Annotated in this window: 15 protein-coding genes; 8 read left to right on the top strand and 7 right to left on the bottom strand. The window is 49.2% G+C overall.

Annotation, left to right across the window (positions count from 1 at the left end; translation table 11 throughout):
- Window positions 1-27: 27 nt before the first annotated feature.
- From C7386_RS10785 to C7386_RS10775, 3 genes are read left to right on the top strand one after another with little or no spacing between them, the layout of a single operon-like run.
- Window positions 28-1536, top strand: a complete 1509-nt coding sequence (locus C7386_RS10785) for a recombinase family protein (protein WP_116705534.1) — start codon at window positions 28-30, stop codon at window positions 1534-1536.
- Window positions 1524-2834, top strand: a complete 1311-nt coding sequence (locus C7386_RS10780; RefSeq protein WP_133241596.1) for a hypothetical protein — start codon at window positions 1524-1526, stop codon at window positions 2832-2834. Before C7386_RS10785 ends, C7386_RS10780 begins: the two co-directional genes overlap by 13 nt.
- Before the next feature lie 11 nt (window positions 2835-2845).
- A complete protein-coding gene (locus tag C7386_RS10775; RefSeq protein ID WP_116705532.1) occupies window positions 2846-3874 on the top strand; it encodes an S-layer homology domain-containing protein in 1029 nt (342 codons plus the stop codon).
- Here C7386_RS10775 and C7386_RS10770 read toward each other — a convergent pair whose 3' ends face one another.
- From C7386_RS10770 to C7386_RS10750, 5 genes are all read right to left on the bottom strand, one after another.
- Window positions 3875-4045 (bottom strand): helix-turn-helix domain-containing protein, encoded by a 171-nt coding sequence (locus C7386_RS10770; RefSeq protein WP_116705531.1) that lies wholly within the window; start codon window positions 4043-4045, stop codon window positions 3875-3877.
- Window positions 4042-4296, bottom strand: a complete 255-nt coding sequence (locus C7386_RS10765; RefSeq protein WP_116705530.1) for a MerR family transcriptional regulator — start codon at window positions 4294-4296, stop codon at window positions 4042-4044. Before C7386_RS10765 ends, C7386_RS10770 begins: the two co-directional genes overlap by 4 nt.
- 149 nt (window positions 4297-4445) lie before the next feature.
- Entirely contained in the window at window positions 4446-5498 is a 1053-nt protein-coding gene (locus C7386_RS10760; RefSeq protein WP_116705529.1) for a hypothetical protein, read from the bottom strand.
- A gap of 1 nt (window position 5499) precedes the next feature.
- Window positions 5500-6663, bottom strand: coding sequence for a RecQ family ATP-dependent DNA helicase (locus tag C7386_RS10755; protein WP_116705528.1), 1164 nt, complete (start codon window positions 6661-6663; stop codon window positions 5500-5502).
- 188 nt (window positions 6664-6851) lie between these two features.
- Window positions 6852-7883, bottom strand: a complete 1032-nt coding sequence (locus C7386_RS10750; protein ID WP_116705527.1) for an FAD:protein FMN transferase — start codon at window positions 7881-7883, stop codon at window positions 6852-6854.
- A gap of 276 nt (window positions 7884-8159) precedes the next feature.
- Here C7386_RS10750 and C7386_RS10745 point away from each other — a divergent pair, with 276 nt between their 5' ends.
- From C7386_RS10745 to C7386_RS10735, 3 genes are all read left to right on the top strand, one after another.
- A complete protein-coding gene (locus C7386_RS10745; RefSeq protein ID WP_116705526.1) occupies window positions 8160-12140 on the top strand; it encodes a penicillin-binding Tp47 domain C-containing protein in 3981 nt (1326 codons plus the stop codon).
- A 30-nt stretch (window positions 12141-12170) separates the two neighbouring features.
- Window positions 12171-14480, top strand: coding sequence for an FN3 associated domain-containing protein (locus C7386_RS10740; protein ID WP_318261295.1), 2310 nt, complete (start codon window positions 12171-12173; stop codon window positions 14478-14480).
- A gap of 239 nt (window positions 14481-14719) precedes the next feature.
- On the top strand, window positions 14720-15040 hold the full coding sequence (locus C7386_RS10735) for a Fic family protein (protein ID WP_116705524.1): 321 nt from the start codon (window positions 14720-14722) through the stop codon (window positions 15038-15040).
- Between the two features lie 388 nt (window positions 15041-15428).
- On the opposite strand, the gene C7386_RS10730 is transcribed toward C7386_RS10735, so the two are convergent.
- The gene (locus C7386_RS10730; protein WP_116705523.1) at window positions 15429-16562 is read right to left on the bottom strand and encodes an IS3 family transposase; all 1134 of its coding nucleotides are present in this window, start codon (window positions 16560-16562) and stop codon (window positions 15429-15431) included.
- Between the two features lie 421 nt (window positions 16563-16983).
- On the opposite strand from C7386_RS10730, the gene C7386_RS10725 reads away from it, so the two are divergent.
- Both C7386_RS10725 and C7386_RS10720 read left to right on the top strand, forming a co-directional pair.
- Window positions 16984-17904, top strand: coding sequence for an MBL fold metallo-hydrolase (locus C7386_RS10725; RefSeq protein WP_116705522.1), 921 nt, complete (start codon window positions 16984-16986; stop codon window positions 17902-17904).
- Between the two features lie 42 nt (window positions 17905-17946).
- Window positions 17947-18669, top strand: coding sequence for a hypothetical protein (locus tag C7386_RS10720; protein ID WP_116705521.1), 723 nt, complete (start codon window positions 17947-17949; stop codon window positions 18667-18669).
- A gap of 208 nt (window positions 18670-18877) precedes the next feature.
- On the opposite strand, the gene C7386_RS10715 is transcribed toward C7386_RS10720, so the two are convergent.
- Window positions 18878-20278, bottom strand: a complete 1401-nt coding sequence (locus C7386_RS10715; RefSeq protein ID WP_116705520.1) for a sodium-dependent transporter — start codon at window positions 20276-20278, stop codon at window positions 18878-18880.
- Between the last annotated feature and the right edge of the window lie 609 nt (window positions 20279-20887).

The following is a 20887-nucleotide window of genomic DNA, read 5'->3' as shown; positions in this document are numbered from 1 at the left end:
CCATTCCAACAAGGAAAGGAGCCCAATATGGAATTTATCAGAGAAGATTGCATTTATGCGAGACAGTCAGTAGACCGCAAGGACAGTATCAGCATTGAAAGTCAGATTGACTTCTGCAAGTACGAATTGAAAGGTGGGAGCTGCCGGGTATTTAAGGACAAAGGCTATTCCGGCAAGAATACCGACAGGCCGGAGTTTCAAAAGCTGCTGGGCGAGATCCGCAAGGGAAAGGTTCGGCGGGTCATCGTGTACAAGCTGGACCGGATAAGCCGCTCTATTCTGGACTTTGCAAATATGATGGAGCTGTTTCAAGAGTACGATGTAGAGTTTGTATCATCTACGGAAAAGTTTGATACCTCGACCCCGATGGGACGGGCCATGCTGAATATCTGCATTGTATTCGCCCAGCTTGAACGTGAGACAATCCAGAAGCGCGTCACGGACGCCTACTATTCCCGGTGCCTGAAAGGCTTTCACATGAGCGGGCAGGCTCCATACGGCTATCAGTTGGAGCCCACCGTGGTAGAGGGTATCCGTACAAAAAAGATGGTTGCTGACCCCGTAGCCGCCGACCATGTACGGCTGATGTTTGAGATGTACGCCGAGCCGGAAACCTCTTTCGGAGACATTACCCGCTACTTTGAGGAACAGGGTATCAAGATTTACGAAAAGTCAATGGTTCGGAGTTTCCTTTCCCAGCTTTTACGGAACCCTGTTTACGCACAGGCCGACTTGGAACTGTACGAGTTTTTCAAGAGCCAGGGCGCAGCGATTGTCAATGACGCTTCCGATTTTGCCGGAACAAACGGCTGTTATCTCTATCAGGGGCGGGATGTGAAGGAGGACAAGGACAGGTGCCTAAAAGACCAGATACTTGTTATCGCTCCCCATGAAGCATTGATCCCCTCGGACACATGGCTGAAATGCCGGAAAAAGCTCATGGCAAATACCACCTTCCAGCAGGGGCGGAAACCGAAAAACACCTGGCTGGCCGGAAAAATCAAATGCGGGCATTGTGGGTATGCGCTGAAAGCCACCCATGTACCAAACAGCACAGGCTATTTCCGCTGCACCAAACGGACGGAAAACAAAGGTTGTCCGGGCTGCGGGAAAATCCGCAAAGAAGAATTTGAGCAATTTATTTTCTCGGCCATGCAAGAGAAGTTCAAAGATTTTCAGATACTCCACGGCAAAGAGGAAAAGGTCAATCCGAAGCTGACAGCCTATCAAGTAGAGCTGGCACAGGTGGAGGCAGAAATTGAAAAACTGCTGGACACGCTGACCGGAGCCAATGCGACCTTGCTTGCTTACGCCAACAAGAAAATCGAAGAACTGGACACCCGCCGTCAGACCATTTCAAAAGCAATAGCCGATTTGAGCGTCGAAACCATATCGCCCCAGCAGATAAAGAAACTGTCCTATTATCTCGACAACTGGGAGAGCATAGATTTTGATGACAAAAGAAAAGCCGCCGATGGCTTGATTTCTACAATCAAGGCCACCAGCGACCGTGTTCAGATAGAGTGGAAAATCTGACATTTCCGCTCTATCGCCCCTCATTTCTATTTTATCTCGTTTGTACCCCTTGTACACCGATGCTTACCATCAACGAAACTGCTATACATGTAGCTCTTACAGAACACAATCAGCCAACAAATATGAAGGTTCCAGCTATTGTTTTCAGCATTCCGCTTGCAATACTTTTGGCCGTTGGCGCATATTTCGGCCATTCATGGCAAACCGAACGGGCCGAAGCTGAACGGCTGCAAGCACTGGCGGATGAGCGAAAACAGGAGTGGGAAGAAAGTCATGCCGCAGAAGAGTCGGAGAACACAGTTTCCGATACACCAGTTAAAGCGCCAGTAAACATCAACGATTATTACGGTAAATGGACAGTTGATCTTGATAACAGCGATTCGGACCTTTCCATCAATTTTACTCTTGAAGACATAAACAGTGTTTTAAGTTTTTCTGCAAATGCAATCTGGGGTCAAGGAGACCGCGTGATTACTATTGATCCGGTTTCTATTACCATGAATGAAGCAGAGACACAGGCTGATGGTTATTATCGAGATAGCCGAGATGATACAGGAGCAATCATTCTCGACTTTGAGAACAATGAAATGTATATCACTATTACCAGCAGCAATACCCATGCATGGGATATCTCTGTACAGCATGCACACTGTACGCGAGCAGTCGATTCTCCGCTTTCCGATGCAATGAGCACCTTGTCCGAAGCACAGATCAACGCAATTACCTATCGTATCTACGAGGAAAACGAGTTTGGCGCATCCATAGCCATGCAGGGTCAGATCATGAACCGCCAGAATTGGAGAAATTACGAGCAGGCATTGCTGGACACGCTTGTAGATCGTATTGGCAATTATGACATGAGCGGAATAGACCCCAATTACACAGCAGAGCAAAAACTGGCAGCATGGATGACTGTACTGCCGAACGACCCGAATACCGGCGTTATCACATGTCAAATTTCCCGCGCTTCGTTTGAGCAATGGATGGCGGCAAATTATGATGTTGATACTTCGATTTCTCCTCAAGCGGGCATTTATGACAGTAATGATCAGTGTATCATTCGCGGATCGCAAGGTTATATAGATGATGACATCAATGTTTATAATATCCATTCTATTGATGACAGTACATTTTATGTTCAGTTTGAGAAGACATACCCTACGGATAGCACCTCTGACGGATACGGCTATGCTGTTGTACACATGGATAATCTGGATGATCAGCATTTCACCATCTGGGAGCTTGGCTGGGATACAGAGTCGATTTCCGAGCAATCTCTTGCAGCCTATAAAAATTAAAGGAGTGTAAAATGATGAAAAAGAAACTAATCGCCGCATTACTGGCCGCAACGGTCGCTGTGGGTGCCATGCCCTCTGCAGGTGCCCTGCTGGATGGTTTTACTGCCTCTCGTACGTACAGCAACCAGTTTACCGATGTGCCGACGAATGCCTGGTACTACAATTCGGTCAAGTCAGCTTATAACCTTGGCTTGGTAAATGGTTCGAGTGCAACCACATATTCTCCTAATAAAGAAGTTACCATTGCGGAGTTGTACGCTATGGCTTCTCGTATTCATGCGGCATACTACGGCAATGAAATTCAGCCGGTAGACGGCGCCTGGTTTGCGCCGTATGTGGAATACAGTCAGGAATATCTGGACACCGGTTCTCATGATAACGCATACTCGTACAGCGATGGCGTTCTTGTTGCAAACCTTCCCGCAGCGCGATGGTACTTTGCGTGCATCCTGTATGCTGCAGTCGATCCCGGTGAATTCAATCAGTTGAATCATGTTTTATCCGGTTCTATCGAAGATATTGACGCGATAGAAAACGAAGAGGTTCGCGATTGCATTTACACGCTGTACAATGCCGGTATTCTGACCGGAAGCGATGCATACGGCACTTTCCATCCGGATGACGGCATTACCCGTGCAGAAGTAGCTACAATCATGGCGCGTATCATCGACCCGTCTCAGCGTAAAACCTTTACATTAAAGGATAAGCCAGTAACTGTCAGCCTTGCCAACTATGTCGGTGAATGGTATTTTAATGACTGGCCAAACAGTGGTCTGGGAATTGAGAAAATCGGCAATGACTATTATCTGTCTTTGACCATTGTACAAGGCAAGGGATACCGCTTTAACGGAACATTGGAACCTGTTAAACTGATTAACAAAGGAACATACTACGAATCAGTTCGCTTTGATACTATGAGAGCTACTACCGCCGTAGCACGAATCCGTCCGGAGGGCAATCAGCTGGTAGTATCCTGCACAGAATACGGCACCAGCAGCTTGCCACTGAATATGTCCGGTAAATACTGCAGCAGAAGATAATTACAGATTCATCTCAAAAAATTCCATAATTCCCGCTTTGAGCACTCTCCACTCCCGGCCGACCTTTACGGCCGGGAGTTCTTCGTTTGCGATCATCTTGCGGACCTGCTGGCGCGTTGTCTTGAGCAGGACGGCCGTTTCCTTGACGGTCAGAATTTCGTCATTTTTCATGCCCACGGGTCCTTCCTCGAATCGGGCTGCGACGAAGTGCGAGGCTGATTATACTGCTCCTTGTAGATAAAATTGTGCAGCTTTCGCACCAGAACCTTGCGGAATCCCCAGTTGCCGTACTGATCCTCCTGCGGCTGAATGCTGTACTTGTCCGCGTAGTGTTTGAGCTCCTGCTTGCTGATTTCGAACAGTCGGCAGACCTCGTCGATTGTGTAAAACTCTTTCATCCCGCGATAATCCAGATACTTCATAAAAATCATCCTTTTATATATAAGATTTGACGGCACAGATCACAGTTCACCGCAATTCATGCCATCTTATATTTATGTTAGTGATTTCGTTTCAAAAATGATAATCGAAACCCATGCCAATTCTATTGAAAAGGCATGGATTTCGTGATTTATAGAACGAATTTCAATTCTTCGATCTCTGATTTATCCTTCAATGTAATCGGCTGAATGCCAAGCTTTTCAAACTGCTTGCGCACAGTGCGGAGCTGGCTTTCGGACAGCTCGCTGTTTTTCACAGCCTGTGCATAACATTTGCAGTCGGACAGCTTTTTGACAAGCAGACACATATTTTTGCGAGTTGAAGCATGTTTCACGGTCTCAACCTTTGCCATGCAGTCCGAATACCGCACAAACGGCAGGTCTGCGTGCAGCATTTCCATATAAGAGTGGATGGTGTCCTCAGACTCGTCCATGACAGTTTTCAGGATTTTCTTGTTGCTGCCCTTAACCTGCTCAGACAGTCCGCGCTTGAACTTCGCGCCCGAGCGGGAGACCTCGAATCGCAGCATTGGTGCATCGTAGTCCTCGAGCAACTCCTCCTCCATCAGCTGAAATGTTTTGTCATAGACCGTCAACGTGGTCGTTTTACAGCAAATCCGCCACGAATGTGCATTCTTTTTCTTATGATTGGAGAAAGTTTTATCGAATGTACATAGCTCGTATTTCTTCATATATGGACTGCGGCGAACGACACGCAGCGCCTCGTCAACCCAGTCCTGCGAGTTGGGGAAGTAGTCCAGACAGCAGTCAATGCGCGAAAGCGTCAGCTGCTCAAACTCGCAGTTCAGACCGATTTTATGCAGCAGCTTGGTCATTTCCTTGTCGAGCGATTTCAACTGTTCATCTTCCGCGTGGAATACCTTCTTGGGCGAATATTCTCCGTGCAGCAAAGTGTGCGGATTGAGACGGAAATGTATAAAGGGGGCGTGATTTTTCTTTATTTTGTTCTTGCTGCGCACCTGCTGATACAAATAAAGCACTACGCCCTGACCGCAGTAAGAAGTGCAGATATACTTCGTCAGACCTTTCTCGGAATGATATGTCGTGTCCGGATAAAAACTGCCGGAATTCAAACTTTTCAGACTATGAAACACCTTGTTAAAGTCCTTCTTAGACACTCTGTGGAATAATTCGATTGTGTGGATGCCATAGCGAAAATCCATTTCACTCGCCGCCTTTCGCAAAACAGCCGATTACGGCATCATGCAGATCATCCGATGACTCGCAGATTGCATACAGCTCATTGACAGCTTCAACCGCACGATCATCTGTGTGCGAGATAATGTCGAGGTTCATCTGAAAATCAACGTCATTCCAGAGCAATAGCGCCTTTGCGCGTTTGCCGTCGCGCCCGGCTCTGCCTGCCATCTGATAGAACGACGCTGCGCTGAATGGAAGCTGAGAGACGATAATCAGACGAATATCCGGGATATTCACGCCCATACCGAACGCAGAAGTTGCAATCATAATACGCGCCTTGCCGGAACGAAAGCGCTGTTCTTGCTTCGCTCGGCTGGATAATTTGCTGTGGCAGATGGCAATCTCATCAGCCTCGATATCACAATCTTCAATTAAGTAATCGCGCATCTCTTCCACATCACAGACACGGGTGCAGTAGATAACGATTTTGCCCTTGTCAGCATATTTTAGAATTGCTTTCTTGACTTTCCCATAACGAATTGCCTCCGTTTTCACGAACACTTTCCCCAGAGAAAGACTAGATCGCTTGAGCTTGCCGATATGTACCGTCGGATTTTTCATACGCAGACTTTTTATGATATACGGAATATCCTCCTGCATAACGGTTGCGCTGAACGCAGCAACAACAGGTGAGGAGGGCAAATCCTTGATAAATTTACCGATATTGCGATACATTGGACGAAATTCGCTGCCCCATTCGGTCAGACAATGCACTTCGTCCACAACAACCGTGTGTACTTTATTTCTCTGAATTGCCTTCCAAAGATGCGGATCATTCAAACGTTCCGGTGCAACAAAGAGCGCCTGGAGTTTACCATGCTTTAATCTTTCAATAATATTGGTATTCTCTGCATTGCCGCTGTACAGGCAGCCCGCTCGGATTTTGCTGTCCTCGCAACGCTGCACTAAGTCCCGCATCAATGCAACCGTCGGGAGAATACCAATCAGCAGATCGTTTGGGTACATAGCAATCATCGAGAGAAAGCAGATTGACTTGCCTTCAGAGGTTCGAGCTAAGCCAAGTACATCTTTACCATTGAGTAAGTCTGTAATTACATCCTTTTGAAACGCTTTCAGCTTTGCGATACCAAAGCTATTGCATATCATCTTTTCCTGTTTGTTTGTCATAATTTTCACTCCTGAACATAGAATTCTCGTTCAAAACTGAAATTTAGAAATTTCATCTGAACTGCCTTTATTCCATTGTTGAGAGCGTAATCAAATTATAATTTCACAGGAATAACATGATATATAATAATAGCGAAAGGCTTATCCCGGTACATGAGACAAGCCTTGGCTAATATTATAATTGCGATTTAGCGAACAACCTGCATTTTGCGGTCCTCAAGCAGCGAGCAGCGGTCTGCGATGCCGTCCGTCACATACACCGTCCCGTTTTCGTCCATCAAAATCGCATCAAACTCGTCCGAATGCGCGCGCCAGTAATCCAGCGCATCGTCCACACCCATGATGAACAGCGAGGTCGAGAGACCGTCCGCGAGTGTGCCGTCATGGCTGATGATGGTCGAGGAGATGACGCCGCTGTCGGCCGGATAGCCGGTGCGTGGATCGATGATGTGGTGATAGGTCGCGCCGTCCTCCTCAAAATAACGCTGATAGCCGCCCGAGGTGATGACGGCCTCGTCCTTAATCTCAATGACGGCGAAGTTTTCCTCGCTGTTCTCTGGGTCTTGCACCGCGACGCGCCAGCGGCTGCCGTCTGACTTGAGGCCGAGCGCCTGCACGTTGCCGCCGAGCGAGATGATGCCGCTCGTGACGCCGTTTTCACTGAATATCTGCATCATCCGGTCGGATGTGTAGCCCTTTGCGATACCGCCGAGGTCGACCTGCACATCATCTGGAATGGCCGCAGTGCTGCCGTCGAGTTGCACCTGCGTGTAATCGACGTGCGCGAGCAGGGTGGACAGCTCCGCTGGGTCGGGCACGCGGTACTGCTGCGTCGTGAAGCCCCACGCCTGCATGACCGGCTCGATGGTGCAGTCGAAAATGCCGCCAGTCGAGGCCGAGACCTCGAGCGCACGGGAAAGCAGCGCGCGGGTGTCCTCGTGCAGCGCGACGGTGTGGTCGTGGTTGAGCGCGTAAATGTCGCCGCTCTCACTGCTGATCGAGAACAGCGCGTCCAGACGTTCGATCTCGCTCTTCGCCGCCTCCAGCGCCTCTCCAGCATGGTCTCCGTAGGCGGTCAGCGTCATGGCCGTGTCCATCGCGAACAGGTCGATCGACTGGGAGTCTGTGCCAGCGGACGAGACCGAGGGGGCGGAAGCCTGTCCGCAGCCGCCCAGAAAAACAAGCCCGAGCAGCAGCAGCGCCTTGATTTTTTTCTTCATAAACAAATATCCTCCGAAAGTTAGCGTTTGCTTACTATAAAATAGCATATCACGGCAAAAAAGACTTGTCAAGCTGCGAAATCTTGATAAACCGTGGTTCATCTCGCGAAAAAGTGCGGTTGACAAATAAAAAGCGCTGGTGTAGACTAAGGTCAGCTTATAATGTTAGCAAAAGCTAACCATAGCATTTTTCCTCGGGTTGCAAAAACGCGCGAGGAAAAATGCTATTTTTCGACGTGATGGTTAGCTTTGTCTAACAAAAGGAGGAACCGAAAAGTGAAGTGTAAAAACACCATTGCAATGGTGCTGGCAGGCGCGATGCTCCTGCCGAGCAATGCCTTTGCTGCCGACCTGAGCCAGTACAGGGATTTCCCGAACGACTGGTCCGCGAAGTCGCTCGAGCAGGCGATCGACGATGGCCTGCTGAACGGCTCGAACGGTATGATCGACGCGAAGGGTCTGCTGACCCGCGCACAGATGGCGGCGATCGTCTCCCGTGCCTTCGGCGCGGCTAAGACGGCGTCTTTGGACGACTACAGAGACGTACTGCCGAGCGCATGGTATTACAGCGATATGGGCAAGGCAGTCAAGATGGGCGCGTTCCAGGGCGCGAATGGCCTGCTGAACCCGGATGCACCGATCACCCGCGAGGAGGCGTTCACCGTTCTGGCGCGCGCCTTTGCGCTCGAGGGCGGCGGCAGCGCTACGCTGAAGGACTTTGTTGACGGCGGCACGGTATCCTCGTGGGCGTCCGAGAGCGTTGCGGCGCTGGTCGCAGGCGGATATGTCAACGGCGCGAACGGAATGCTGAACCTGAAGAACAACATCACTCGCGCGGAATTCGCCAAGGTCATCACCGGCATGGCGGCATCCTATGTCGGCGCAGAGGGCGTCTCCGGCAAGACAGTCGAGGGCAACATGGTCGTCCGCGAGAGTGGCGCGTCGCTCTCCGGCATGACCATCAACGGCGACCTCATCATCGCGGACAGCGCGGACAAGGTGTCGCTGGATAACGTCAAAGTTACCGGCCGCATCGTCATCCGCGGCGGTGCGGACGCGGTCAGCATCAAGAATACCACGGCCGGAAAGGGCGTGCTGGTCAGCAGCCCGAACGGCGCGGCGGCAATCTCGGTATCGGGCGGCAGCGTCGGCACTGTGACCGCGAAGTCCGATCTGTCCCTGTCCGGCTCGGTAAGCAATGTTGCTGTTACCGATAAGGCTACCCTGACCGTCGAAAAGAACGCATCCGTCGGCACTGTCACCGTATCTGCGGCAGGCTCCAAGGTAACGGGCGACGGCAAGGTAACGAACGTACAGGCCAACGCGAACAATGTTACCGTCACCAGCAAGGGTGCCAAGGTAACAGCCGGCAGCGGCGTTTCCGGCGTCAAGGCAGGCGATAAGGCCGTAGAATCCGGCAAGAGTGAAACCGTTGGTACAGCTTCTTCGAGCGGCGGCTCGTCCTCCGGCGGCGGCAGCAGCTCGTCCCGCAGCGATTACAGCTATGTGCTGATGAATATCCCGTATGGCGAGTTCTATAAGGCCGAGCTCAACGAGAACGCCGCAGCCGTTGACGCGGTTTCGTCGGCGACCAAGAATAAGACCCGCATCGGTACTCTGGCAGGCGGTTCGTATCATGTCAATCCCGACGGCTCGGATATTACCGGCGTTACCTATCCGGTTCGCGTAAAGACGAGCGACCTTTCCGGCCTCAAGAAGGTAACAGACAGCGACTCCGTAAGCATCACGGTAAACAAAAAAGGCAAGGATGAAACCTCCACCTATACCGGCAAGGAGGCGCTGTTTGAAAGCGCAAGCTACTCCTACTACGCTCTGAGCTCCACCCCGTCTTACTACAAGGAAGCGACTCTGACCGACGGCAAGTGGTCGTTCGGCAAGGCGACCGGCGCGGCGTCCGAGGATACCGCAACCATTGCCAAATTCAAGACCTCCGGCCATCACGCCGACTACGAAATGAAGGTCGAAAGCGACAAAATCACGAAGGGCCAGAAGGTTTACGCCGTTGTCCTGACCGACACGGACGGCAATACCTACGGCCTGCACCACGTAACCGAAATCTGGCGCGCAACCGAGCTTGGCTTCGAGTCTGACTCCGCCCTCGTAGGCAAGACCATCAGCGCAGTCACCTACTACACCGACGACGGCGTAATCAAGCTCAAGCTGGCGGAAAAGCTGTATGTTCCGCACATCGCAAAGGACGCAAAGGCCGAAGTTGCAAAGTTCGATGCAGACGCAAAGGAAACTACGCTTACCCTCTCCGGTTTCCCCGAGGATTTCGCACAGAACGTCAAGGTTCCCGATGGCATGAGCTATGCGGACGGCAAAATTAAATTCGGTTCCGCTCTGCCGGGTTCCTACACGGTAACGGTTTCCGACGCGAAGGGCAAGTATGCAGACGTAACGGCAAGCTTCACCGTTTCCACGAGCAAGGCCGCTGCGAAGTATGACGCAAGCTCTGTTGCCCTGAAAAAGGCAGACAGCGCGGAAGATGCTGACTTTACGAACTTTCTGAAAAATATCACCTCGGTCAAGGTTGGCGACAAGAAATACGCCGCAACCGACAAGGACGCGGTGACGATTATCAAGAAGGACGGCGCGATTGACGAGGATGCCAAGTCGAACAACGAAGCGCTGTTCGCGGACGGCAAGGAGAAAACGCTTACCGTTTCCGCAGCCGGCTACCCCGACCTTACGTTCAGCTACACGCCGACCTATACTTACGCTTACGCCGCTGTTCCGTATGACGAATACTGGCAGAGCGAGGGCGTTTACCTGAACAAGGGCAGCGAGTGGGATGCTGGGTTCGATGCACGTGACGGCCACAACGAATACGATAAGGGCGCGTTCGATGCGGTTTCCCGCGCAACGACCAACCACGGTCTGCATCGCGGCAGCTTCCAGCAGAGTGTTGTTATCCACACCGCGGATAAGGATTATTATCCGGTTGCGTGGACGGACGGCGACAACTTTGTCGATGCAGACGGCAAGACCTACAACAAGAAAGAGATTGGCATTACCTCCTACAATATTACCGGCATCAAGTACGTTCCGGTTAAGGTAAGTTCCTCTGATTTTGCAGACTTCTGCAAGCAGTACACCGTTACCAAGAACGGCGAAACGCTTCAGGGCGGTTACAGCGAATTCAATCTGAACGCCTACACGGCAGTTGCCGCAGTAGACAAGGACACCAACGGCCTTAAGGAAGTCACCTTGGGTTCCAACGGCTATACCTTTGGTGCACGCCAGACGGGCGAAGGCTCCGGCATCAAGGGCGAGGCACTCAAAACCGCAGACAAGGCAATCACTGCGGCAGCCAAGGAATACTCCGGTAACTTCGGCGAAATGCTGCGTGTTGACCTGAATAACAATTATGGCGACCTCGGCGGTCATATGCAGACCGTTGTCTGGAAGTATTACGGCACTGATGAAAAAAATACCACCCCGCTCGCCACCTACGGTACGAAATTCGCAGCTGACAACTGGATGCACAAGACCATGGGCATTCAGCTCGGCCTGACCGACTCGCTCCGCGCGAAGCTCCCCGACGGCAAGGACGGCACCGGCAAGTGGACGATTACGGTTTACGCGCTCGGTTACAGCGATACCACCTATACTGTCAACGTCGCCGCCGAAAACCTGCCTAAAAAGGTTGAGCTGATGACGGAGAAGCAGAAAGAGCAGCTGGAAAGCCTGCGCGATCAGGCTAAGAAACTGCTCGATGCCGCGGCAGACCAGAATAACCTGACTCCAAAAGAAGCGGAACTGAAAAAACATTATGACGAAATCGTTGCCCTGCTCGCAAAGTCTGGCGCAAACAGCGTAGAAGCACAGGAACTGATTGACGAAGTTCCGAAACTGATTAAGGACGTAGAGGATGCACGCAAGCAGCCGACCAAACCCGACAAGCCGACTACGGAAACCAAGACCATCACCGGTAAGATTACGCCGAAAGATGACGATGATGGAAACATCGATGAAGGCTACAATTTCTCGTTTGATGTAACCTTGCAGGACGGCACGATTATCAATATCAGCAATGATACTACAGACGCAGGCGGAAATAAGAAATATTGGAAATGGGCAACCACCGAAGGTCATAAAGGCATTACCGGCTTGTTCACCAGCCTTCTGAACAAGACAGCGTCCGAAATCGGCAACGTAGATGCAGTTACCGGCGCTACCGTTTCCTCCAACGCCATCAAGACTGCTGTCAAAAACGCCCTCTCCAACGACTAGGAAGGCGAGCAGGCTCCCTCCGCGCCGGCCCTGAAAGCGGCGGACGCGCGGACTCAGCTTCTGTATGCAGCAAACTCCCCGGCAGAACTGACGGTTTCTGCCGAGGACGGCTGCACGGTGTATTACACCACAGACGGCTCTGAACCGCGCGTAAACGGGGAAACTGCAAAAAAACTGACCGGTTCGGCGCTGACGATTCAGCCGGAATCCAACACCGACCACAGCATTACGGTCAAAGCGATTGCGGCAAAGGACGGTCAGACCTCGAAAATTGCCGAAAAGACCGTGCAGTTTGTCGCGATCCCCAGTCTGACCTCTGGCACGCGCGTCTATCTCGGAAAAGTGACGGACGGCGGTGTGTCCGGCGGCCCGTATCAGATCAGTGTCCGCGTAACAACTACCAACGGCAAGATCACCCGTGTGCAGGACAACGGCACCGAGGGCAGCATTGACGATGATTCCGACTATGCGTACTGGCTCGGTTACGGCGTAATGGAATCCGACGGTATGCCCGCCAAACTGCTCGGCAAGTCGCTGTCCGATGTACTGAATATGAAGACCGTACCGGATGACGATGACCACAACAAAGACGCCGTTTCCGGCGCTACTGTCTGGTCGGATGCCATCCGTCATGCCACCATCGCGGCACTGCGCTCCGCGCCGGTCAGCGAAAGCGAATCTACTGTGCTCGCCCCGACCCTCACAGAGCAGACCTGCGTACCGAATGCTTCTTATAAGTATATCGACGTTGCCATGTCCGCCGACGAGGATACCTCGATTCGCTACACACTCGACGGTACCGACCCGACTGCCGACAGCACCGAAGCGGCTTCCATCGGCTGGTCTGGTGATATCGGTGTCCGCCTGTCCGCTGACCCAACAAACCATCCGAGCGGCCAGGTCATCGAAGTCCGCGCCGCCGCCTTTGACAAGGACGGCACTCGCTCGGATGTGGTTCGGCAGTTCTATGTGTTTGCAAATCCGCTCGGCAACGCGGCCTATACCGCGCAGTACAGCGGCATTTCCGCAACTGTTGACGGCATTACTGCAATCGCTGTAACACAAAGTCCCAACTACGATGATAAGTATTATATCACTTCGCTGACGCTCGATAAGGAACACAGCGAAACGTACGCAGACTTTCTCCCCGAGCTGTTCAGCCGCATTTATCTCGCGCAGACCACCGAAGGCGTTGAGCCGATCGAGGGGCACGAGCAAGAGAGCCAAGCTGTCCTCTCAGCCGTGCAGGCGGCACTGAATCAGGCGCTGACGGCTTCCAAGCCGACGCTCTCCGTATCGCCGGAGAAAACCACCTACGCGAATGCGGATGAGGTAACGGTAACGCTTGCCTGCCCGACCGACGGCGCGGAGATCTACTATACCGTGGATAACAGCAATACCCTGACCGGTTCGACGCTCTCCGACCCGACCAAAACCGGCACAAAGTACGAAAATCCGCTCTCGGTGTCCATCGGGGACATTGCAGGCGGAACGTTGTACATCCGCGCGGCGGCGAAAAAGGACGGCAAATGGTCCGGTATCGTTCGCAAGGACCTGACGTTCCTCAAGGGTGTCAAGGAAAACGCCTTTGCCGTGAACGGGCAGAACTATCAAAGCTGGGCTGACGCTGTTGCCGCGGTGAACGCGGCAAACGGCGGCACGATCGAACTCAACGATGACGTGGAACTGTCCTCGGCCAGCACTATGCCGTCCGTACCGTGCACCATCCGCTCGGCCGGTGAGACCAAGTATAAACTGTCCGGTTCCCCGCTGACGCTGAATGGTGATCTCACACTGGAGAACATCACCTATTCCGTCAGCCGGATATATGCCAACGGGCATGATCTCACGATCGCGAACGATGTGGAGACCGCGCGGAGCTGGACAGCTTACAATCTGTATGCAGGCAGTACCGTGGACAGCACCGCAGCGGGCACGCAGCGCATCAGCGTGCAGGCCGGTAATTTTGCTGTTATCGCCAGCGGCAGAGGCAGCACGACGCATAAGGCTGACGTGGACGTTGCCGTCGGCGGCAGCGCGGAGGTCGAGCTTGCGGGCGCGTACATGGGCGCGAAACTGGACGGCAATGTAACGTTCCATGTTGCAGACGGCGTCAAGCTGAATCAGTTCCTCGGCGAACAGAGCGGCGACTCCATCACCGGAAACCTGACCCTCCAAATCAATGGCACACCAACGCTGAAAAGCTACAATCCCACATATAAGGCCAGCGTCAACAAGGATTCGTTCGGCACGCTCGACCTGACCTACGCAGACGCAAATTTCATCACCGCAAACCGTGATAAATTCACCGGTTTTGCGACGGTTAAGCCAACTGCATAATTTCTCACAAGTCCAAGGGTGCTCCAGCAGGAGCGCCCTTTACTTTTGCGCATTGTTCGCACGACGAGCAAGTCTGATAACAATTTATGTGCCCGCTATAAAGAAGCATACTGAGCAGGATTGCCGTATTAAACATTGAAACCTCTTTTCAACCGCGGGCACCTTGCACAACAGCAGCAGATTGGATATAACAAAAGCAGCTATCCGGCACCCTGACGTCGGAAGATGTTCACGCGCGCATGACGGCACTGCTGGACGAATATAATGCCGCAGACAAGCATGATCTGCACGGATTGGCAAAGTTTCATGCAGATTATGAGGCCATTCACCCGTTCCAGGACGGAAATGGACGAACCGGACGGCTGATTCTGTTTAAGGAATGTCTGAAAAACGATATTATCCCCTTTGTGGTAAATGACAGCCGCAAGGCAGAATATTATCATGCACTGAATACCGCGCAGACCAAGCAGGATTACAGTCTGCTGGAACGTTTCTTCCGCGAGGAGCAGTCCGAATACCGTCAGCAGGTCGAAGGTTTCCTGCCACCGGTCAAAGAATAGCCAACGCCACTGCGGCTACTACGAGGCTACTGCCACCGAATATCGGCAGTCCCAACAAGTGCAGAAAACATACAAAAATCGCACAAAATGTTGGTGAACTGCGTCTTTTTAGTAGTCGCTGCGATGCAAACACCTCACATAGCACCGCTCCGACTCCAAAGGCCATGCGTTCGAATCGCACCGGGCGTACCAAAATGAATGACCCTACCCAATTCGAACAAGTCGATGAGACTTAAGGATTAGGTAGGGTCATTTTATGTCCTGAAAGCCTTGGTATGACAGGGATTTCAGCGAGTGGCGCGCTGAAGCAAATATGAGACACGAAAATACAAACCGTCTCAAAACGTAGTAGAAAACGAGTAAATTAGGCGATTCGAACACGGATGTCTCATTTAACAGTTGCACAGCAGCTCTCTTCCATTTGGCATGGTGTCAGATTTTTCAATGTGCGATGAGGTCGTTTGGTATTGTAAAACTCAATATAGGAAGCTACACTGGCTTGAAATGCTCTATCGGAAGGATGATCTTTCCGGTAGAGTTCTTCTTTTTTCAACGATGCGAAGAATGATTCTGCGACCGCGTTATCATGCGGCTTGCCGGGCTGAGAAAAGGATTGCTTCGTATTGTATTTATGCAAAAGCTGTTGAAACCGGTGAGAGATATATTGCGCTCCACGGTCGCTATGAAAAATAAGACCAGCTGGAGGATGCCGCTCTTCATGCGCCATTTTGAATGTTGCGGTGATAAGTTGCGTACTGTTCTTTTTTGAAATCTTATGTGCGATTACTTTGCGCGAGAAAAGGTCAATGATCACGCAAATATAAAAGTAGTGATCCCCAAGTTTAAAACAGGTGACATCGCTGACCCATCGTTGATTTGGCTGCTGAGCGTTAAATTGCTGCCGCAGGATATTCTTCTTTCGTTCCGGTTCACGCAGTTTCAGATATTCCTGCTTTGCTGTTGTACGAATACTGCTCAAGCCCATCTCACACATAAGTCGTGAAATATATTCAGCACTGACCTGATGCCCGCGCTGAACGAGAATCGTCCGAATTTTCTCTGCACCCAACACCTGCCTATATTCGTCAAACACATCACGGATGAGCTGACAGTATTCTTGATGACGTTTATCAAACCAAGCGTTGCCGCGCTTGCTGCGTAACATATGGTTGTAAAATGTACCGCGGTCAACATCCAGCGCCTCGCATATTGTGTGAACTTCATATTTTCCATAAAACGGCTCTAAAGCATGAAGCCGTTCCTTTAATGGTGCGGATACCAGACAATCAACAGATTTCAAAATTGTGATGATATTCTGCAATTTTTCAACTTTGCGCTGGAGTAATACGTATTCTTGATAGGAAAATTTCAATGGCTTGCCCGAGCTGTCTGTCGGAAAGGAGTTGAACCAACGATATAAGGTGCTTCGAGGGATACTGAGTTCACTGGAAAGAGCGATAGCACTTTCACCCTGCTGATAGCGCGTGATGATGGATAGCTTTTCTTCGTTTGAATATTTCATAGTAATATCCTCCTCTTTATATGTTAGGATATCACGGAAAATAAAGCGTGGAAATTTGCAAGACATTAGTGCTAATGCAGTATGCGATATTAGCACCAATGTAAAAGATTACTATAAGCAAGGATATGCTTCTATCTCCTATGTACAGTATTAATCAAAAGCTCATGCAGTGCCGATATAGACAAAAGGTAAAGCGTGTGTTACAATTTTATTGAATATATCGCCGAGAAAGCGAGGATACAGAATATAAAGAATAATGTATTATTAGCTTGGCTGGAATATGATTGGTTGAATCCATAACAACAGAATTGATGCGATTGAATCAAGAATAATTTGCTATGCGTTGTTCGCCGTACGATTGGAACACTTCGCAGGTCGCACCCTTTCCGTTTTGTACTTACAAAGTTTTTAGGAGGTAAAAATGAGTATTATTAAATCTTTTTCTGTTTGCGATGATAATGGCGAAGCTGGCGATATGTTCTATATAAAGCACAACTCAAGTAACTTTACAATTATTGATTGTTGTTTAAATTGTGAAGATAGAGAAAGTATCGTTTCAGAGATTATTGATGAAAAACGAAATAAAAATATTATACGAGTAATTTCTACCCATCCTGATGAAGATCATATTTGTGGATTGGATTTTTTAGATGATAGAATTGGCATTGTAAATTTTTATTGTGTAGAGAATAAAGCGTCAAAAGAAAGTGAAAGTGAAAGTTTTAAGCATTACTGCACTTTGCGTGACGGAAAGCATCATTATTATGTGGAAAAGGGATGCTCTCGTTGTTGGATGAATGAAAATGATGGTCCCAACGGAAAAAACTATGGTTCATCCGGGATAAATTTTTTGTGGCCTATTTTATCAAACGGCGATTATCAAGATGCGTTGCAGAAGGCAAAAGAAGGCAAAGCCTTTAATAACATTTCTCCAATATTCACATATTCACTAAAACATGGAGTCGTAGTCATGTGGATGGGCGATATAGAAAAGGATTTTGTCGAGAAAATTAAAGATCAAGTAGAGTGGAAGAAAGTTGACATTTTATTTGCGCCTCATCATGGACGAGATTCTGGAAAAGTACCTGATGACATTTTGAAGCAGCTAAATCCTGGGGTAATCGTTGTCGGAGCAGCACCGTCAGAGCATTTAAATTACTACCAAGGATACAATACCATAACACAAAATTCTGCTCAAAATATAATTTTCGAATGTATAGCCGGAAAAGTACATGTATATTCGACAAATCAGAATTATACTATAGATTTTTTGAACGATGAAGGTTGCAGTGATAGAGCCGATGGGTATTATAAGGGATCTTTTTGTACCCATGAGCAATGAAAGCATTATGACATACTGTTTAATATTGAGGCGGTTTTAATCATGAATAAAGTAAAAAACTTTTTTGATGATTTTACATTTCATGCCCGTGTGATGCCTATAATGGTAGTTACGATGCCTATCGTTATAGCAGCTATATCGAAAGGTATACTGCAGGGAGGATGGTCTGAAAACATCGGCCTTATTTTATTGAGTCTAGTGTATTTTACTATGACCAGTAAAATAGCAAGAAATCTCGGAAAGTCTTATGAGAAGAAGATGTATCAGCAGTTAGGAGGAATGCCCTCTACAATCGTGTTGCGCTTTTCGAATGACACATTTGATGAGGTTACAAAGAAGCGGTATCACAAAAAATTAAACCAATTTGATGGGTTAGTACTTCCATTAGATGCATCTGATGAAACATCCGATACTGATCTACAATATATTTCAGCTTCAAATATTCTTAGAAACTACGCAAATTCTAACCGTAATAAGGAACAGCGGGTATATCAGGAATTGAAAGAATATAACTTCTGGAGAAATCTTTATGGAACTAAAGGAATTGCTCTAGTTGTTTATCTTTTAATAATTGTAAGAGAAATTACCCTTCATGGAACTATTGATATAAAAAATATTTTTTTAAATCCATATCCAGATTATGTAGTTCTAATATTAATGACTCTATACGCTGTGACCTTTGTACTATTCGTCAACAAGCAAACGGTTATAATAAAGGCGTTTGACTATGCAAAAAGTTTGATTGAGGTGTGTGAGAGGATATGAGTGCCATTACTTAATTTGAAAAACAGCAGATTTTTCACCTTTAGCGCTTTGAACGCATCTTTTCTGTCAACACAAGGCATGTTAAACCGCTTGTTTCTTTAAAATGGGCGGTTTTTCTTTGCTTTTGAGTGATAATTTGACAAAATTTCCATAAAAAATCACCGGAATCATTTGATTCCGGTGATTTTTATGGAACTTGCAGATTTTATTAGCCAATGCCGCCGAACACAATACCCAAAATGAAGCAAGCTGCGCACAAAGGTACAAATACATACTTGCCGAAGGAGAGGAACCAGTGCATGACGGGCTTCGGATCGCCCTCCTGCACGGCCGCCAAAGCGGTGTCCTTCTTCATGATCCAGAAGAACATAATACCGGCGGTAAGTGCGCCCAGAGGGCAAAGGTAAATGGATACCATATCCATCCACTGAGAGGTCCAGGGCTGGATCGTCAAAGCTATCGCCACGCCTATAATGTGGATCACGGCGGTGGCCGTTACGCGATTGAAATGCAATTTCTCCTGAAGGAAAGCGACAGGGGTCTCAAACAGGTTGATAATAGAGGAAAGACCTGCAAAGAGGACGGCCACATAGAAGAAGATGAACATGATCCGAGCAATTCCGCCCATATTGTTAAACACGGGGATCAGATAAATGAACATCAGGCCGGGGCCGCCGTTGCCAAGGTCGGCACCGGTGGTGGCCATTGCGGGAATAACGATGAACATGGCCAGTAATGCCGCAGAGGTATCGAACAGTGCACAGAGGATCGCGGACTGGCGGATCTTAACGTCCTTACCGAGATAGGAGCCATAAATAACAGAACCGGAACCGGCCACAGACAGAGAGAAGAAGCACTGACCAAAGGCAAACACCCATACGTTCACATCCAGCAGACCTCTGAGATCCAAAGAGAAAATGTACTTGTAGCCCTCGCTGCTGCCAGGCACAAAGGGCATCATAATCGCCAGTATGATGAAAAGTACATACAGGGCGGGAATCATGACCTTGCAGGATTTTTCAATGCCGCCCGCAATACCCAGAATCATAATAAGAAAGGACACTGCAATCGCGAGAATAATCCAGAAATTATTGGCGCCGCCTGTTGTAAAGGTCATCTTAATGGCTTCCGGCAGGCTGGCTGCCTCCGGTGCGACAGCGCCAAAAGTCCCGCCGATGACATTCATATCGTTTCCCATAGCGACCAGTTCACCGGTCAGCGCCATTTTGGCATAGTAGAATACCCAGCCCATGATGACGGAGTAGCCGATACCGAGACAAAGGGACGCAAACACAGGGACGCCGCCAATGAGTTCTCCAGCCTTCTTGGACTTACCGCCATTTTCCATGGCTTTGCCGAAAGAGCCTACCGGTCCATAGCCTGCCCAACGGCCCAGAGAGAATTCCTCCATCATACCGGACTGGCTGATGACGATCGCGAAAATGAAATAAGGAATCAGGAACGTCAGGCCGCCGTACCGGGAGACCAGCATGGGAAACCGCCAAACGTTTGCCATGCCGACGCAGGAGCCGACTGCAGCCATGATAAAACCCCATTGAGATTTGAATCCATCCTGCTTTGCAGGTGTAGTAGTATTTTTCCCTGACATAAAATAACCTCCTACAATAATAATTATGGTTTAAGGCGCGGCAGCCAGCCTCCTCTCTTATTCACAGTATGCGATTTTGTGGGATTTCCGCTTTGCAGTGATGATTTTGAGTGCCGCAAAATCATCTCTCTCACTTGAGATAAGTTTATTAGTTTAGTAGAAAAATGTCAATTTGATTTATACACTTTTAACACGAGAAGCGCAGTTCTTAACGCATAAATTAGTTCTTGTGCACATTTTTGCCGTTGCGTATCCGATGAATCTTCAATGAATTCATATTTTCAACAAGCTCCTTCTCCTTTAAAATTATATGTTTCAGAATGAAGTGCAGCACATGCCGATTGTATCGAATCCGCTGCTCCGGCAATATATAACGCTGATGGAATTCCTGATTACTATATGCAATGTTAAAAGGGCGCGATTTATTATAAATCGCGCCCCTTAATTCAGCATTGCTCTAAGCGGTTGTTGATGTTATCTTTGCGCGTGGATCGCATTAAGCCGCAACCGGTTTTTTGCAGTGCGTTCGATATGGGCAGCAACAAAGAAGCCGAGGGTCAGCAAAAAAATGACGGGCAAACTCCCGAATCGACGAACAGAAATCATATA

The sequence above is a fragment of the Agathobaculum butyriciproducens genome (assembly GCA_003096535.1).
In the GTDB taxonomy this organism is placed as follows: Bacteria; Bacillota; Clostridia; order Oscillospirales; family Butyricicoccaceae; genus Agathobaculum; species Agathobaculum butyriciproducens.
The sequence above is the reverse complement of the archived record's forward strand: the minus strand, read 5'-3'. Positions and strand labels throughout refer to the sequence as shown.

What these genes read in the sequence shown, in the direction of transcription:
- C7386_RS10715 (WP_116705520.1), bottom strand. Translation starts at nt 20,278, where the DNA reads ATGTCAGGGAAAAATACTACTACACCTGCAAAGCAGGATGGATTCAAA.
- C7386_RS10720 (WP_116705521.1), top strand. Translation starts at nt 17,947, where the DNA reads ATGAATAAAGTAAAAAACTTTTTTGATGATTTTACATTTCATGCCCGT.
- C7386_RS10785 (WP_116705534.1), top strand. Translation starts at nt 28, where the DNA reads ATGGAATTTATCAGAGAAGATTGCATTTATGCGAGACAGTCAGTAGAC.
- C7386_RS10760 (WP_116705529.1), bottom strand. Translation starts at nt 5,498, where the DNA reads ATGGATTTTCGCTATGGCATCCACACAATCGAATTATTCCACAGAGTG.
- C7386_RS10730 (WP_116705523.1), bottom strand. Translation starts at nt 16,562, where the DNA reads ATGAAATATTCAAACGAAGAAAAGCTATCCATCATCACGCGCTATCAG.
- C7386_RS10755 (WP_116705528.1), bottom strand. Translation starts at nt 6,663, where the DNA reads ATGACAAACAAACAGGAAAAGATGATATGCAATAGCTTTGGTATCGCA.
- C7386_RS10735 (WP_116705524.1), top strand. Translation starts at nt 14,720, where the DNA reads ATGACGGCACTGCTGGACGAATATAATGCCGCAGACAAGCATGATCTG.
- C7386_RS10750 (WP_116705527.1), bottom strand. Translation starts at nt 7,883, where the DNA reads ATGAAGAAAAAAATCAAGGCGCTGCTGCTGCTCGGGCTTGTTTTTCTG.
- C7386_RS10770 (WP_116705531.1), bottom strand. Translation starts at nt 4,045, where the DNA reads ATGAAAAATGACGAAATTCTGACCGTCAAGGAAACGGCCGTCCTGCTC.
- C7386_RS10775 (WP_116705532.1), top strand. Translation starts at nt 2,846, where the DNA reads ATGATGAAAAAGAAACTAATCGCCGCATTACTGGCCGCAACGGTCGCT.
- C7386_RS10725 (WP_116705522.1), top strand. Translation starts at nt 16,984, where the DNA reads ATGAGTATTATTAAATCTTTTTCTGTTTGCGATGATAATGGCGAAGCT.
- C7386_RS10765 (WP_116705530.1), bottom strand. Translation starts at nt 4,296, where the DNA reads ATGAAGTATCTGGATTATCGCGGGATGAAAGAGTTTTACACAATCGAC.